This is a genomic window from Nonomuraea sp. NPDC051191 (genome assembly GCF_044455665.1).
Taxonomy (GTDB): Bacteria; Actinomycetota; Actinomycetes; order Streptosporangiales; family Streptosporangiaceae; genus Nonomuraea.
In genome coordinates, this window is the sequence record NZ_JBITEZ010000004.1 from 585,060 (window position 1) to 599,024 (window position 13,965).

Sequence of the window (13,965 nt, forward strand, 5' to 3'; positions counted from 1 at the left end):
GTAGCTGTGAGAGCGGCTCCTACCTGTCCAAGGTGCTTCGGCCCGCTTCACGGGTCGAGCGGCCTGTCCGGTGTGTTCCATTGCGACACACACGGCGATGTCCTGCCGTACCAGCCTCCGAGAGCGCCTACGGGCGAATCGCTGGAGGCCATGCGGAAACGCTCGGTGGTGCCCGTGTGGCTGCCCTGGCCATTGCCGCCCGGCTGGACGGTGACCGGGTTCGGTGAGGCCGGCGACGAACGTACCGGCTCGCGGGCCAGCGTCGTCGCGCTCAGCGGGCCCTCGCCGATCGAGGGGCCGGCCGACCTGCTGGTCATCGCCGAGGAGCCGGGCGTGGGGCTCGGCGCGACGTTCGCGGGGCTCGACGGGCCCGATCCCGGTGAGGGGTTCGACTCCGGGCCGCCCAACGCCAAGATCGAGGTGATGGGGCATCCCACGGCGATGTGGTGCCTGGGCGGCATCGACGACCGCGCCGTCTACGCCGGTGAGGCGCTCGGCAACTGGTTGTGGACCATCGCCTGGCCCGCCGAGGCCGGCTGCATGATCGCGATGGCCGAGCTGTCCCTCCAGGACGCCCGCGACCGCGACTTCGAGGTGCCGTTCGGCGGCTTCTCGCCGCGGCTGGAAGACTGAGCGGGCGCAGTGCAGGGCTGAGCACGGTCTGGAGCACAGAGTCGAGCGCAGGGCTGAGTGCAGGGCTGAGCACAAGGATCGCCTCCCCCGGGCGGCCGGTTGGGGGAGCGGTGTCCGGGGTCAGGTTCTTCGTCGAGGCGTTCGTGACGATGTTCGTGATCATGGACCCGCCGGGCGTGATCCCGCTCTTCCTCGCCTATACCTTCGGCCGCACCCCCGCCGAGCGCAGGCGCATCGCCTGGCAGGCCGCGGTGACGGCGTTCTGCCTGGTGGTGGTGTTCGCGGTGTTCGGACGGGCCATCCTGTCGTACCTGCACGTCGAGGTGCCCGCCATGCAGATCGCGGGCGGGCTGCTGCTCCTGCTGGTGGCCCTGGAACTGCTGCGCGGCGCGGCCGAGCCGCGTACCGACACCGTGCGCTCGAACGTGAACGTGGCCCTGGTCCCGCTCGGCACGCCGCTGCTGGCCGGGCCAGGCGCGATCGTGGCGACCATCGTCTTCGCCCAGCAGGCCGAGGGACGCGCCGACGGGCTGGCCGCGCTGATGCTGGCCATCGCGGCCGTGCACATCCTGCTGTGGCTGTTCATGCGCTTCTCGGTCAGCATCATCCGGGTCATCAAGGAGAACGGCGTGGAGCTGGTCACCAGGATCGCCGGCCTGCTGCTCTCGGCGCTCGCGGTGCAACTCATCATCAACGCGATTCGCGCTCTCATGCAGACGGGCTAAAGTTCGGAAGCGTGACAGCGCGTATCGAGCGAGTGGTGACCGAGGGCGTCGTCGACATCGACGGCACCGAGCACAAGGTCGAGAACAACACCTGGATCATCGGTGACGACGACGAAGTCATCGTCATCGACGCGGCGCGTGACGCCGAGAAGATCCTCGAGCAGGTGGGCGAGCGTGAGGTGCTGGCCGTCATCTGCACCGCGGGCCTGCCCGACCACGTCGGCGCGGCCATCGAGGTGGCCAGCAGAGACGAGGCGGTCGTCGCCCTGCACCCCAAGGACAAGCCGCTGTGGCGGGAGACCTGGCGGGAGACCTGGCCCGACATCGACATGGAGGACGACGGCGTCTTCGGCGTCGCCGACGTCCAGCTCGACGTCATGGAGACGCCCGGGGTCTCGCCCGGCGGCATCTCGCTCTACTGCGAGGCGCTCGGGGCCGTCTTCACCGGCAAGGCCCTGCAGGCCGACGGGCCGGGCAAGCTCGGCGGAGAATACCCGGCGCTGGCCGACCAGCTCACCTCGATCGGCGGCCGGCTGTTCACGCTCCCGGCCGACACGCGGGTGCTGGCCAACCACGGCGACGAGGTCACCGTCGGCGACCTTGAGCCGCACTTCGACGACTGGGTGTCGGGCTCGCTGACCCGCGACCCGGCCGCCGCCCGCGACGACGAGGGCCCGCTGACCGACGGCACCAGGATCTCCGGCATCAAGCTCGGCCCCGGCGACGAATAGGTGTACGACCAGCTTCCGCTGGACGGGATGCCGCGGCGGCTCTACGCGTGCACGCCGTCGCGGTTGAACACCTGGCTCGACTGCCGCCGCCGCTACCGGTTCACCTACCTGGACCGGCCGCAGCCCTCCAAGGGGCCCGCCTGGGCGCACAACAGCGTCGGCGCCAGCGTGCACAACGCGCTGGCGGCGTGGTGGCGTGAGCCGTACGAGCGGCGCACGCCGCTGACGGCCGCCGTCCTGCTCACGAACGGGTGGATCACCGAGGGCTTCAGGGACGCCGAGCAGTCGGGGGAGTGGCTGAGCCGGGCCCGCGACCTCGTGTCCGGATATGTCACGACCTTAGATCCGGCCGACGACCCGGTCGGCGTCGAGCGCACGGTCGCCACCCGTACCAAGGTGATCGCGCTGTCCGGGCGCATCGACCGGCTCGACCGGCGCGGCGACGAGCTGGTCGTGGTCGACTACAAGACCGGCCGCCGCCCGCTGACCCAGGACGACGCCCGCTCGTCCCTCGCCCTGGCCACGTACGCGATCGCGGCCTCCACGATGATGCGCACGCCGTGCCGGGCGGTCGAGCTGCACCACCTGCCCACCGGCGAGGTCGTCGAGTGGCGCCACACCGACGAGTCGCTGGGCCGGCACCTGCGCCGCGCCGAGGAGATCGGGGTCGAGGCCGCCGCCGCCGACGACCGCTACCGCGCCGTCATGGGCGCCCCCACCTCGGCCAAGCGGCCCGCCTCGGCGGCCGGGCGGGGGGCTGGAGAGCGTCCCGTCGTCGGCCCGGCCCGGGTTCCCGCCGAGCTCGACACGGTGTTCGCGCCCAGCCCTGGCCCGATCTGCTCGTGGTGCGACTTCCGCCGCCACTGCCCCGAGGGTCAGACCGCCGGATCCGACCGCAATCCCTGGGACGGCCTCGCCGACTGACCCCCGGGAACGTCCGTCCCCGTCGCCGGCCAGCGGCGGGGGTCGGTCAGGCCCTTGAGCCCCTTGCTCACGTCGTAGCCGGCCGCGCCGAGCCGGGCCCGCGCGCCGGCCAGCATCGCCCGCGTGGACGGCATGAACGCCCGGTCGTGCACCGGCTCGGGCAGCGCGTTCATGCCCAGCCGGAAGGCCCTCAGCGCCGCGCTGACCGCCGCCGGGGGCACCTCGGGCAGGACGCCGTACATGCGGCGGGCCCATTCGGGGAGCGTGTAGTAGCAGAGCGCGCCGAAGGGGAAGTAGGCCGGTTTGCCCGGCGACAACCTGCGCAGCTCCTTCGGCAGCCGGGGCCACAGCAGGAACCGCACGGTCGCCGCCGCCTCCTCGGTGACCCGCAGGGCGGGCCGGACCTGCTTGAAGTAGGCGTCCATCTCGGCGCACGAGCCGGGGACGTCCTCCGGGTGCAGCCCGACGTAGGAGGCGCTCCTGCGCTGCTCGCGCAGGTAGCGGTCGGCCTGCCGCTCGTTCAGCCCGAGCCCGCCGCGCCTGGCCACCTCCAGGTACGACGACACCTCCGCGCAGTGGACCCACAGCAGCAGCTCGGGATCGTCGACCCGGTGCGTGCGCCCGGTGAGCGGATCGGTGATGCGCAGCGCCCTGTGGATGCCGCGCACCCGCCGGCCGATCTCGTCGGCCTCCGCCGGGCTGCCGAACGTCACCCGGCCCACGAAGTCGGCGGTGCGTCGCAGGCGGCCGAACGGGTCGTCCTGGAAGTTGGAGTTCTGCCAGACGCCGAGCATGGCCAGGGGATGCAACGCCTGCAACATGAGGCCGCGTACGCCGCCCACCCACATCGAGCGGTCGAGATGCACCTGCCAGGTCGCGCTCCGAGGCGCCTGGACGACGAGTTCGTCCGTCATAGCAGGTGCATGATTACATCACATTGGACCTTGTGTCCAAATAGTGCTTCTCGGCCGCGTTCCAGAACCTGACCAGCGCCGCGGCCGTCGTCTCCGGCGCCTCGACGGCGGGGGAGTGGACCGCGCCGGGTACGACCACGCACTCGGCGCCGAGCCGGGCGGCCGTCTCCGACTGGGTCTCGGGCGACCAGCCGTCGTCGTGCTCGCCGTAGAGGACCAGGGTGGGGATCTCGATCTGACGCAGCTCGTCGGTGCGGTCGTGCATGTGCAGGACCTGCTCGGCCATCTGGGCCAGGCCCGTGGGGGAGTTGGTCAGCAGCCGCTTGCGCAGGAACGCCATGATCTCGTCGGAGACGTCGGCGGCCAGCGCCTCGGGCTCCATCCGGTGGTGCCAGAGGTGTTCGAGCCCCTGGGACGGGATCTCCTCCATGATCTCCCGGCCGTTGCGCGCCCGCCTGCCCTCGATGGCCGCGGGGCCGGAGCTCATCAGCGTGAACGAGGCGAACCGGGTGCGCCCGTCGATCACGGCCTCGCGCGCGACCAGTCCGCCGAAGGAGTGGCCCACCAGGTGGACGGGGTCGCCGCCGCCGATGGCCTGGGCGAGCAGGTCGACGTCGGCCCCCAGGGCGGCGCAGGTGTAGGCGGCGGGGTCGTCGGGGCCCGGGGTCTCGTACTGGCCGCGCAGGTCGACGGCCACCACCCGGCGGCCGGACTGCGCCAGGGTCATCAGGACCGCGATGAAGTCCTCCTTGCTGCCGGTCAGGCCGGGGACCAGGAGGGCGGGCCAGCGCTCGACCACTCCGCTGACCGGAAGCGCCTCCAGAGCCGCGAACGCACCCTGGGGCGTTTCGAGCTTCTGCGGCGTCACACCGGGCGGCAGGTCGAGGAATCGCGGCGTACTCACGTGGGGCAACAATACCCAGAGGTCAGCGCCTCGACACCGGCAAACGGACTACGCTGATGCGAGTTCTGGGGAGTTGTGAGCTATGCGTGATCTCGATGTCCGCCCGGCGACCTCGTGGGCGGACGTGCTCACCGTCTTCGGGCCGCGTGGTGCCTGCGCCGACTGCTGGTGCATGTGGTTCAGGGTGGGCGGGGCGCAATTCCGGGCCATGGAGGCCGCTGAGCGCCGTGACCGCCTCCAGGGGCTCGTGGAGGGCCCTGGGGCGGCTCCAGGGGTCCTGGCCTACCTGGAGGGCACACCTGTCGGCTGGTGCGCCGTGGGGCCGCGTGAGGAGCACGTACGGCTCGTCCGCTCGCCCGTCACCAAGCCCGCCGACCCGGAGGAGACCGGTGTGTGGTCGGTGACCTGCTTCTACGTGACCCGCGCCGGACGCGGCCAGGGGGTCACCGCCGCCCTGCTGGCCGGCGCGGTCTCGTACGCGGCCGAGCAGGGGGCGCGGGCGGTCGAGGGATACCCCACGGACTCCGGCAGGAGCCTCCAGGCCAGTGAGCTCTACCACGGCTGGCTCTCGCTCTTCGAGGACGCCGGCTTCAAGGAGACCGGACGCCGGTCGCCGACGCGTCCGGTCATGCGGCTGGGCCTGGCATAGGCCCGTACAACCATCCGTACAGACGAGAAGGCGCGCGCCCCGCGAACGGGACGCGCGCCTTCTCGATGTTGTCGCTAGCCGGCGCGGCGGCGGTTGCCGCCGCCGCCACCGCCACGGGACTGGCGGCGCTGCTGCTTGCGCTCGGTCGCCGCGGACGGCGCGATGTCGTCGTCGTCCGTGGCCAGGTCGGGCGACTGGAAGATCACCGCGAACGGGCTCGGCGGGATGATCCGCTCCGGCTCCTGGCGGACCGGCGGCGGAGGCGTGGCCAGGAAGCTGGGCTCCGGCACGGACTCCACGACCGGCGCCCTCACCGGCTCCACGACCGGCTCCACGACCGGCTCGGCGACCGGCTCGGGCGCGGCCTCGGCCGCACGGCGCCTGGAGGGCGCCTCGGCGGCCTTCTCGCGGGAACGCGTGTCGGGGGCCTCGGCCTGGTCGGCCCTGCGGGAGCGGGTCCGCTTCGCCGGGGTCTCCGGCGTCTCGGTCAGCGCCTGCTCGATGGCCGACGACGCGGCCCCCCTGCTGCGGACGCGCGTGCGCTTCGGCTCTGCGGCCTGGACCTCGTCGGGCGTGAAGATGGCGGGAGTCTCCTCCGTCTTGGCGGCCACGATCTCGACCTCCGGCGTCTCGGGTGCGGTTTCGGCCAGCTCTCTGCCGCCGCGGGTGCGGCGACGCTGGCGCGTGGCGCGGGCCGGGCGCTCCTCGCGCTCTTCCCGCTCCTCGCGACGGCGGTTGCCGCCGCGGGTCCGGGCCCGGCCGGTCTCACCGAGGTCCTCGATGCGCTCGGCCGACAGCCCCGCGCGCGAACGGCTGGCGTGCGGCAGGACGCCCTTGGTGCCCGCGGGGATGTTCAGCTCGGTGTAGACGTGCGGTGAGGTGGAGTAGGTCTCCTCCGGCTCGGCGAAGTCGAGGCCGAGCATCTGGTTGATCATCTTCCAGCGGGTCAGCTCCTCCCACTCCACGAAGGTGACCGAGATGCCCGTGCGCCCGGCCCGGCCGGTACGGCCGATGCGGTGCACGTAGGTCTTGTCGTCGGAGGGGCAGTCGTAGTTGACCACGTGGGTGACGTCGTCGATGTCGATGCCGCGGGCCGCCACGTCGGTGGCCACCAGCACGTCGATCTTGCCCGCCCGGAAGGCCCGCAGCGCCTGCTCGCGCTGGCCCTGACCGAGGTCGCCGTGGACGGCCGCGACCGCGAAACCACGCGTGTCGAGCTGCTCGGCGACCATGTCGCAGGCCCGCTTGGTCTCGCAGAAGACCATGGTGAGCCCGCGGCCCTCGGCCTGGAGCAGCCGGGCGACGATCTCGATCTTGTCCATCCGGTGGGCGCGCCAGACGATCTGACGCACCTGCGGGGTGGCCTCGCCCTCGCCGCTCTCCATCTCCGCGCGTACGTGGGTGGGACGGTTGAGGTATTTGCGGGACAGCGAGACGATCTCGCCCGGCATGGTGGCCGAGAACAACATCGTCTGCCGCTCCGCGGGGATCAGCTTGAAGATCCGCTCGATGTCGGGCATGAAGCCCAGGTCCATCATCCGGTCGGCCTCGTCGAGCACGAGGGACGTGACCTGGCTGAGGTCGAGGTGCTTCTGCTTGACCAGGTCGAGCAGACGGCCCGGGGTGCCGACGATGACGTCGACCCCGGCCTTGAGCGCCTCGATCTGCGGCTCGTACGCCCGGCCGCCGTAGACGGTCAGGACCCGCGAGCCGAGCTTGCCGGCCGCGGTGACCAGGTCTTCGCTGACCTGGACGGCCAGCTCACGGGTCGGCACGACGACCAGCCCGCGGGGCTTCTTGCGGTTCTTGCGCGGCTTGCCGATGCTCTGGAGCATCGCGATGCCGAACGCGTAGGTCTTGCCCGTACCCGTGCGCGCCTGGCCGATGAGGTCCTGGCCGCTCAGGGCGAGCGGTAGCGCCATCTCCTGGATGGGGAACGGTGTGACGATACCCTCGGTCTCGAGGGCATCGGCGATTTCTGGTGTGACTCCGAGGTCTCGGAAAGTCGTCAGCGTGGCCTGCCTCAGTCTCAAATGAAGGCGGGCCTGCCGGGACCGACGGGCGGAAAAACAGCCCCCGTTACGTGGGTCCTCGCGGTAGAGCCAGCCCTCTCGCGTCATCGCGACCGCGCACCCGGGGAATCGGGGGTTATCGGGGGAATCCCCCGAACTAACACAGTGCGGTCGCACTTTCACAGAGCAGTGTACTCGATACCACAACGCTGGCCGAGCTCGCTTATGTTCCCGAAGATTCAGCGAAGTACGCTGCCCCCATGAAGGAGTCTCCTGGAGTCGTCGACCTGCTCGGTGTTCTAGCTTACGCGGAACTCAGCGCGTACGCCCGGATGACCGAGGACGCCACCACCCTGGCGCCCTCGCTCGCCGACCGTGCCGCGCTCAGCGAGCTGGCCGCGGCCGAGTACGCCCACTTCCGCCTGCTGCGCGACCGCCTGGCCGAGCTGGGGGCCGGTCCGGAGCAGGCGATGACGCCCTTCGTGACGGCCCTGGACGCCTGGCACGCCCAGACCCGGCCGGCCGATTGGCTGCAGGCCCTGGTCAAGACGTACGTGGGGGACGGGATCGCGCTCGACTTCTACCGCGAGGCCGCCCGGCACCTGGAACCGTCGATCGGCAAGCTGGTGGACGAGGTGCTGGTCGACGAGGCGCGGTCGCAGTTCGCCGTCGAGCGGGTCAGGGCGGGGATCGAGGCCGATCCCACGGCGGGCGGACGGCTGGCGCTGTGGGCCCGGCGGCTCGTCGGCGAGGCGCTCAGCCAGGGGCAGCAGGTGGCGGCGGCGCGGCCGGAGCTGGCGATGCTGCTGGTGGAGTCGGCCAAGGCGGCCGGCGGGGAGGCGGCCGACATCTCACGCCTCTTCGCGACCCTGACGGAGGCGCACAACAAGCGGATGGCCGCACTCGGCATCTAGCTCCCCATCGACGCTCACGAGAGCTTGTGGCGTCCGGGGAGGGAGCCGCCGCGATGGTGGAGGTCGATGACGTGCTTGGCGCGGGGGCGAGGAGTTCGGGGGCCGGACCGCCCGCCGTACGGGATCGAGGGGGCGGGCGATGCTCAAGCTGGTCACCCGGCGGGAGCTGCTCGCGGGCCGGGGCGTCGAGCATTTCGGTACGGCTTGCAGATGTTGAAGATGCCGGTCTGGTCGTGGAGGGGGGCGAGGGTACAAAAGGGATGTAACGTGCCAGACATGAGGGCCTCGCGCCGCTACGGCAGTTCCTTGACGAGATGTGGGCCGAATCGCTGGACCTCGCGCGCTGTGTTGCGGAGGGGGAGCGCTGAGTGTCCGACGGGCGAGCCGAAACGGGATGACGCCGACCGGCGCCGTCCCGCCCGAGGCTGCCGGCTCACGGACCCACGCGACCACCCCGGCCACCCCTGACCTCGGCTCACCTGGCCTCGGCGCCCCTGACCCGTCACATCAGACCGCCGCCACGTCAGACCTCCGGCCCGTCGGAGCCCGGCACGCCTGACCGTGGCGCCGGAGTGGTGCCCATACGCAGGGCAGGGGGTGTGGCTCGTGAGGTCGCTGGGTTCCCTGGGATGCGGGAGCCCTGGGCCTTCGTGAGGGGATGGGCCCCCTGCGCTGTGGTGCGCGGGAGCCCTGGGCCTGGTGGGGCGTGGTGAGGTGTGCCGTGGGCCTCGTGAGGGGTACGGCGGTTGGCCGTACCCCTGGTGGGTGGGTTAGAGGGTGCCGCCGAAGCCGACCGGCCTGGACTCGTCCTCACCGATCTCGATGAACCCCAACGAGGCCACCGGCACGACCACGCGCCGGCCCTTGACGTCGGTGATGGCGAACACGCCGCGATCGACCGACAGCGCGTTCCTGATCTCTTCTTCGACCTGCTCGGCGGAGAGGTCGGTCTCGACAACGAGTTCGCGGTGTACGGAGCGTACGCCGATCTTGACTTCCATCGTGGCTCCCTAGTCGACTGGGCTAGCGCTCAGTCCCATCGTCGCCGCTCCGAAGCCCGGAGACGGTGAATGATCGCGCCCAGCGAACGGGTTATGCCGTACGCGGAAAACCGCTGATCCCCCGCCAGGCAAGCCGCGCCATGAGCTGCTCGGCCGCGTCCTTGGGGATCGAGCCCTGCGCGGTGACCCAGTAGCGGGCGCTCACCTCGGCCATGCCGACCAGGCCGACGCCGAGCAGGTGGGCCTCGTCGCTGGTGCAGCCGGTGTCCTCCTGGATGACCGCGCTGACCATCTCGGCGCACTCCTGGAGGGACCGCTCCACCCGCTGGCGCACGGGCGCGACGTTGCGCAGGTCGGACTCGAAGACGAGCCGGAACGCCTCCCCCTGCGTGGAGACGAAGTCGAAGAACGCGCTGAACGTGGCCTGCACCCGCAGCTTGTTCTCGTGGGTGGAGGCCAGGGCCTCGCGGCACCGGTTGACCATGTCGTCGACGTGCAGGTCGAGCAGCGCGAGGTAGAGCTCCAGCTTGCCGGGGAAGTGCTGGTAGAGCACCGGCTTGCTGACACCGGCCCGATCGGCGATCTCGTCCATGGCGGCCGCGTGGTAGCCGTTCTCCACGAAAACTTCCTGCGCGGCGCTCAGCAGTTGCCGGCGTCGGGCCAGTCGGGGCAGCCGGGTGCCCCGGGGCTTCGCGTCCGGGGTTGCGGTCACGCGGGTCTCCATTGGTCTCTCAGCGAACTGTGCCGACATCCTACGTGCGGCCGGTCGACACCTCGGTGGTCATCGTCATACACGCTCGGTCTGGCGGGTGGCCCGTGGCTCAGCGGTAGTCGTCGTCGTCATAGTCGACGACGCGGTCCTGGTCGGCGGCGTCGGCGGGGTCGGCGTCGAGCGGGACCTCGCGGCGCGCCCCGCCGGCCTCCTGCCGGACCTCGCGATGCTGCTCGGCGGCGTCGGCCTCGGGCGTCTCCGGCGACAATTCCTCTTCTTCTTCCTCCTCGTCGTAGACATTCTCGTCCCCGCGGGTGTCCATTTCCGACATCTCGGTCCCCCTCTTGGTGTGGACGGGTCCAGACTACGCCCGGCCGAAAAGGTCGCCGTGCTTCTCCACTCTGGCGAGTACGTCAGGCGCGGTGAACACCAGGTCATCGGGGTGTTCACAGCCCTCGACCTCCTTCCACAGCAGCGGCGTCGAGACCGTCGGCCGCTCCCTGGCCCGCAGCGAGTACGGCGCCACGGTGGTCTTGGACGGATTGTTCTGGCTCCAGTCGATGAACACCTTGCCCGGCCTGGCCTTCTTGGCCATGACGCTGACGATCTCCTTCGGGTGCTCCTTCTCCAGGGTCTGGGCCAGCCTCTTGGCGTACGCGGAGGGCTCCTCGCGGCAGTCCCAGTCGGCGTAGAGCTGCATGCCCTTGTTGCCGCTGGTCTTGGGCCTGGCGGTGAGCCCTTCGTCCTTCAGCAGCTCGCGCAGCATGAGCGCCACGCGGCAGCACTCCACGATGGTCGCCGGCGCGCCCGGGTCCAGGTCGAACACGAGCGTGTCGGGCGGCAGCGCCGTGCCGTCATCGTCCACGCGCCACTGCGGCACGTGCAGCTCCAGCGCGGCCAGGTTGGCGTAGTAGGCGAGCGTCGGCAGGTCCTCGACCACGGCGAAGTCGATGGTCCCGCGGTTCTTGGTGCTGCCGGGGGCGGGCAGGTTGACCTTCCTGACCCAGTCGGGGGTGTGCTCGGGCGCGTTCTTCTCGAAGAAGAACTGTCCGGTGACGCCGTTCGGGTAACGCTTGACGGTCAGGGGCCGGCCCGCGAGGTGCGGCAGCAGGACGGGGGCCACGCGGCTGTAGTAGTCGATGACCTCGGCCTTGGTGAAGCCGATCTCCGGGTAGAGCACCTTGTCCAGGTTGCTCAGCGTCAGCTCGCGCCCGTCGACCCTGACCGGCACCTTCTTCACAACGTCACCTCCGCGGGGACCTTGTCGGCACGCAGTCCGCGCCAGACCGGATGTCTCAGCCGCAGCTCGTCGGTCCACATCGTGTAGCCCACCTCCCCGACGAGATCGGGCCTAACCCACCGATTTCTCCACGGGACCGCGTTCGTGAAGGGGCTGCGCGGGATCTCCAGAGGTTGGAGCGCCTGGTGGAGGTCGTCCAGGATGGCGTCGGTGAACCCGGTTCCCACGTGGCCGACGTACGTCAGCCCTTCACCGGTGAAGACGCCCATGACGAGCGAGCCGATCCCGTTCGCCCTGCGGCCTTTGCCGGGTTTCCAGCCGCCGATCACGACGTCCCTCGTGCTGAGGTGCTTGACCTTGATCCACCACGGCGAGCGCACGCCCGGCCGGTACGGCGAGTCGAGACGCTTGGCCACCACGCCCTCAAGGCCCTGCTCCCGCGTGGCGGTGAGCAGGTCGGAGTCCCCCGGGAAATATGGCGGCGCCCCGATGTCCAGCTCGTCGAGGAGCGCGCGCCGGTCGCGGTACGGCAGGTCGAACAGCGGCCTGCCGTCCAGGCAGAGCAGGTCGAAGGGCATGTACGTGACGGGGTAGAGCTCCAGCACGGCCGATTCGGGATCGGTCAGGTGCATACGATGCTGGAGCCGGACGAAACTGGGCCTGCCTCGCTGGTCCAGGGCCACGACTTCGCCGTCGATGACGGCGTTCTTAACCCCGAACCCCGAAATTTCGGGGTATCGCCGGGTGTACTCCACGCCGTGCCGTCCGGTCACCCTCAGTCCGTCGGTGAGGTGTACGAGCGCGCGGATGCCGTCCCACTTGACCTCCAGGCCGTACCGGTCACGATCGGAGGGTAGTTCCCCAGGTACGGCCAGCATTGGTTCAACCGGGTATGGCATTCCTTGCCCCATGACGGGTATGTGCCCATATGGTGAGCCCGCTACTGCTGAGGAGTGCCCATGCGCAGCATCTGGAAGGGCGCGATCTCCTTCGGGCTGGTCACCATCCCGGTGAAGCTGTACTCGGCGACCGAGCAGAAAGACGTCAGCTTCCACCAGGTCCACCGGGAGGACGGCGGCAGGATCCGCTACAAGCGCGTGTGCACCGTCGACGGCGAGGAGGTCCCGTACGCGGACATCGCCAAAGGGTACGAGCTGGCCTCGGGCGAGATGGTGGTGCTCACCGACGAGGACTTCGAGGACCTGCCGCTGAGCACGTCGCGCAGGATCGACGTCCTCCAGTTCACCCCGGCCGAGCAGATCGACCCCATCTACTTCGCCAAGTCGTACTACCTGGAGCCCGACGCCCAGGGCGCGAAGCCGTACGTGCTGTTGCGGAACGCCCTGGAGAGCTCGGGGCAGGTGGCCGTGGTCAAGGTGGCGCTGCGGCAGCGGGAGTCGCTGGCCACCCTGCGCGTACGGGACGGGGTGTTCGTCCTGGAGACCATGTTGTGGCCGGACGAGATCCGCGCCCCCGACTTCGAGTTCCTGGAGGAGGACATCGAGGTCCGGGCGCAGGAGCTCAAGATGGCCGAGTCGCTGATCACCACGATGGAGTCGGACTTCGACCCGAGCGAGTACCACGACACGTACCGCGAGGCGTTGCAGCAGGTGATCGAGGCGAAGGTGGCGGGCAAGGAGGTCGTGGCGGCGCCTGAGGAGGAAGAGGCGGGGCCGGCGGTGGACCTCATGGCGGCCCTGCGCGCCAGCGTCGAGGCGGCGAAGCGGGAGCGGACCGGGGAACCGGCCAAACCGAAGAAGGCGGCGGGCGGCAAGTCCTCCAAGGAGGCCAAAGAGACCAAAGAGGCCAAAGAGTCCAAGGAGTCCAAGGAGGCCAAGGAAGAGGAGAAGGCCCCACCCAAGCGCAAGGCCCGCAAGTCCGCCTGACCAGCCGTCGGCCCACCGCGAGTACGCCTGCAGGCCCCTTGCCAGTACGCCCCCGACTCACCATGGGCACATCCGCCCGACCACCGTGAGGATCGGCGCGGTCGGCAGACCCGTCGGCGAGGGCGTGGGGCCGCGTCGGGTGACCGGCTGCCCAATTCCGTAAGGGCGGCACCGTCTCATGGGTACGGGCGGCACCGTCTCATGGGTGAACCCGCCGACGTCGTCTGCTCGGTGGCCTCGGGAGCCGAAGACGGAGATCACCCTCAATGAGCGGCAGAGCGGCTGGCAAGCAGGGGGCCCATCCGGCGAACACATGGCGCTTGCCCGCTGGGGGAGCCGGCAACGGCCGAGGCGAGCCGGCCGGAGGCCGTGTGCGGCGTCAGAAGCGGCATATAGAACCCGGGCGGTGGTGGCGGTGAGCACGGCGACGGCGGCGAGGGTCACCCGCCAGTTGAGGTGCCGGCCGACGAGGGGGCCTGTCGGCCTGGTTGGGAGAGGAGGCGGGGAGTAGGGCGGACCGATGGCGATCCCCGCCCTCGTGTGCGATCCCGCCCTCGCGCGCGATTCCCACCTTCGTGTGCAGCGTCAGCTCGCGCTGTGGTGGACGCCCGCCTGTCCGTGGGGTTGCGGAGGGCGACGGAGATCGCGACAGCGAAGGAAGCGGCCACCACCGGCGCGGCGACGACCTGCGCCGCTGGAAGGGGGCCGAGTGCTCCAGGG

15 protein-coding genes are annotated in these 13,965 nt (G+C 70.6%); 7 read left to right on the forward strand and 8 right to left on the reverse strand.

The genetic code is table 11. From position 1 onward, the window contains the following. Window positions 1–6: 6 nt before the first annotated feature. The 4 genes from ACIA8R_RS14505 to ACIA8R_RS14520 all read left to right on the forward strand — a co-directional run bounded on the left by ACIA8R_RS14505 (window position 7) and on the right by ACIA8R_RS14520 (window position 3,013). Entirely contained in the window at window positions 7–633 is a 627-nt protein-coding gene (locus ACIA8R_RS14505; RefSeq protein WP_357704313.1) for a DUF6758 family protein, read from the forward strand. Between the two features lie 110 nt (window positions 634–743). Next, window positions 744–1,358 carry a MarC family protein gene (locus ACIA8R_RS14510; protein ID WP_357704315.1) on the forward strand — a complete coding sequence of 205 codons (615 nt, stop codon included), beginning with the start codon at window positions 744–746 and terminating at the stop codon, window positions 1,356–1,358. 11 nt (window positions 1,359–1,369) lie between these two features. Next, a complete protein-coding gene (locus tag ACIA8R_RS14515; RefSeq protein ID WP_397038614.1) occupies window positions 1,370–2,089 on the forward strand; it encodes an MBL fold metallo-hydrolase in 720 nt (239 codons plus the stop codon). Continuing rightward, window positions 2,090–3,013 (forward strand): RecB family exonuclease, encoded by a 924-nt coding sequence (locus tag ACIA8R_RS14520; RefSeq protein WP_397038616.1) that lies wholly within the window; start codon window positions 2,090–2,092, stop codon window positions 3,011–3,013. Here ACIA8R_RS14520 and ACIA8R_RS14525 read toward each other — a convergent pair. Both ACIA8R_RS14525 and ACIA8R_RS14530 read right to left on the reverse strand, forming a co-directional pair. Beyond that, window positions 2,965–3,927 (reverse strand): oxygenase MpaB family protein, encoded by a 963-nt coding sequence (locus ACIA8R_RS14525; protein ID WP_397038618.1) that lies wholly within the window; start codon window positions 3,925–3,927, stop codon window positions 2,965–2,967. The two genes, ACIA8R_RS14520 and ACIA8R_RS14525, sit on opposite strands and share 49 nt — an antisense overlap. A gap of 13 nt (window positions 3,928–3,940) precedes the next feature. Continuing rightward, window positions 3,941–4,831, reverse strand: a complete 891-nt coding sequence (locus ACIA8R_RS14530) for an alpha/beta hydrolase (protein WP_364098788.1) — start codon at window positions 4,829–4,831, stop codon at window positions 3,941–3,943. An 82-nt stretch (window positions 4,832–4,913) separates the two neighbouring features. On the opposite strand from ACIA8R_RS14530, the gene ACIA8R_RS14535 reads away from it, so the two are divergent. Then, complete coding sequence (locus ACIA8R_RS14535) at window positions 4,914–5,480, forward strand: GNAT family N-acetyltransferase (protein WP_364098791.1); 567 nt, start codon at window positions 4,914–4,916, stop codon at window positions 5,478–5,480. A gap of 74 nt (window positions 5,481–5,554) precedes the next feature. Here the strand turns inward: ACIA8R_RS14535 and ACIA8R_RS14540 are convergent, their stop codons facing one another. After that, window positions 5,555–7,402, reverse strand: coding sequence for a DEAD/DEAH box helicase (locus ACIA8R_RS14540; protein ID WP_397038621.1), 1,848 nt, complete (start codon window positions 7,400–7,402; stop codon window positions 5,555–5,557). Window positions 7,403–7,752: 350 nt separating this feature from the next. Between ACIA8R_RS14540 and ACIA8R_RS14545 the strand changes: the two genes are divergently transcribed. Next, complete coding sequence (locus ACIA8R_RS14545; protein ID WP_397038623.1) at window positions 7,753–8,406, forward strand: ferritin-like fold-containing protein; 654 nt, start codon at window positions 7,753–7,755, stop codon at window positions 8,404–8,406. A 770-nt stretch (window positions 8,407–9,176) separates the two neighbouring features. On the opposite strand, the gene ACIA8R_RS14550 is transcribed toward ACIA8R_RS14545, so the two are convergent. From ACIA8R_RS14550 to ligD (ACIA8R_RS14570), 5 genes are all read right to left on the reverse strand, one after another. Continuing rightward, entirely contained in the window at window positions 9,177–9,407 is a 231-nt protein-coding gene (locus ACIA8R_RS14550) for a DUF3107 domain-containing protein (protein WP_357708335.1), read from the reverse strand. 91 nt (window positions 9,408–9,498) lie between these two features. Continuing rightward, entirely contained in the window at window positions 9,499–10,119 is a 621-nt protein-coding gene (locus tag ACIA8R_RS14555) for a TetR/AcrR family transcriptional regulator (protein ID WP_352319259.1), read from the reverse strand. Window positions 10,120–10,228: 109 nt separating this feature from the next. Further along, entirely contained in the window at window positions 10,229–10,450 is a 222-nt protein-coding gene (locus tag ACIA8R_RS14560; RefSeq protein ID WP_364102808.1) for a hypothetical protein, read from the reverse strand. Between the two features lie 33 nt (window positions 10,451–10,483). Then, entirely contained in the window at window positions 10,484–11,359 is an 876-nt protein-coding gene (gene ligD, locus ACIA8R_RS14565) for a non-homologous end-joining DNA ligase (RefSeq protein ID WP_397038626.1), read from the reverse strand. After that, the gene (gene ligD, locus ACIA8R_RS14570) at window positions 11,356–12,237 is read right to left on the reverse strand and encodes a non-homologous end-joining DNA ligase (RefSeq protein WP_397038628.1); all 882 of its coding nucleotides are present in this window, start codon (window positions 12,235–12,237) and stop codon (window positions 11,356–11,358) included. The genes ligD (ACIA8R_RS14565) and ligD (ACIA8R_RS14570) overlap by 4 nt, the downstream gene beginning before the upstream one ends. Window positions 12,238–12,318: 81 nt before the next feature. Between ligD (ACIA8R_RS14570) and ACIA8R_RS14575 the strand changes: the two genes are divergently transcribed. Next, window positions 12,319–13,245 carry a Ku protein gene (locus ACIA8R_RS14575; protein WP_397038630.1) on the forward strand — a complete coding sequence of 309 codons (927 nt, stop codon included), beginning with the start codon at window positions 12,319–12,321 and terminating at the stop codon, window positions 13,243–13,245. Window positions 13,246–13,965: the final 720 nt, after the last annotated feature.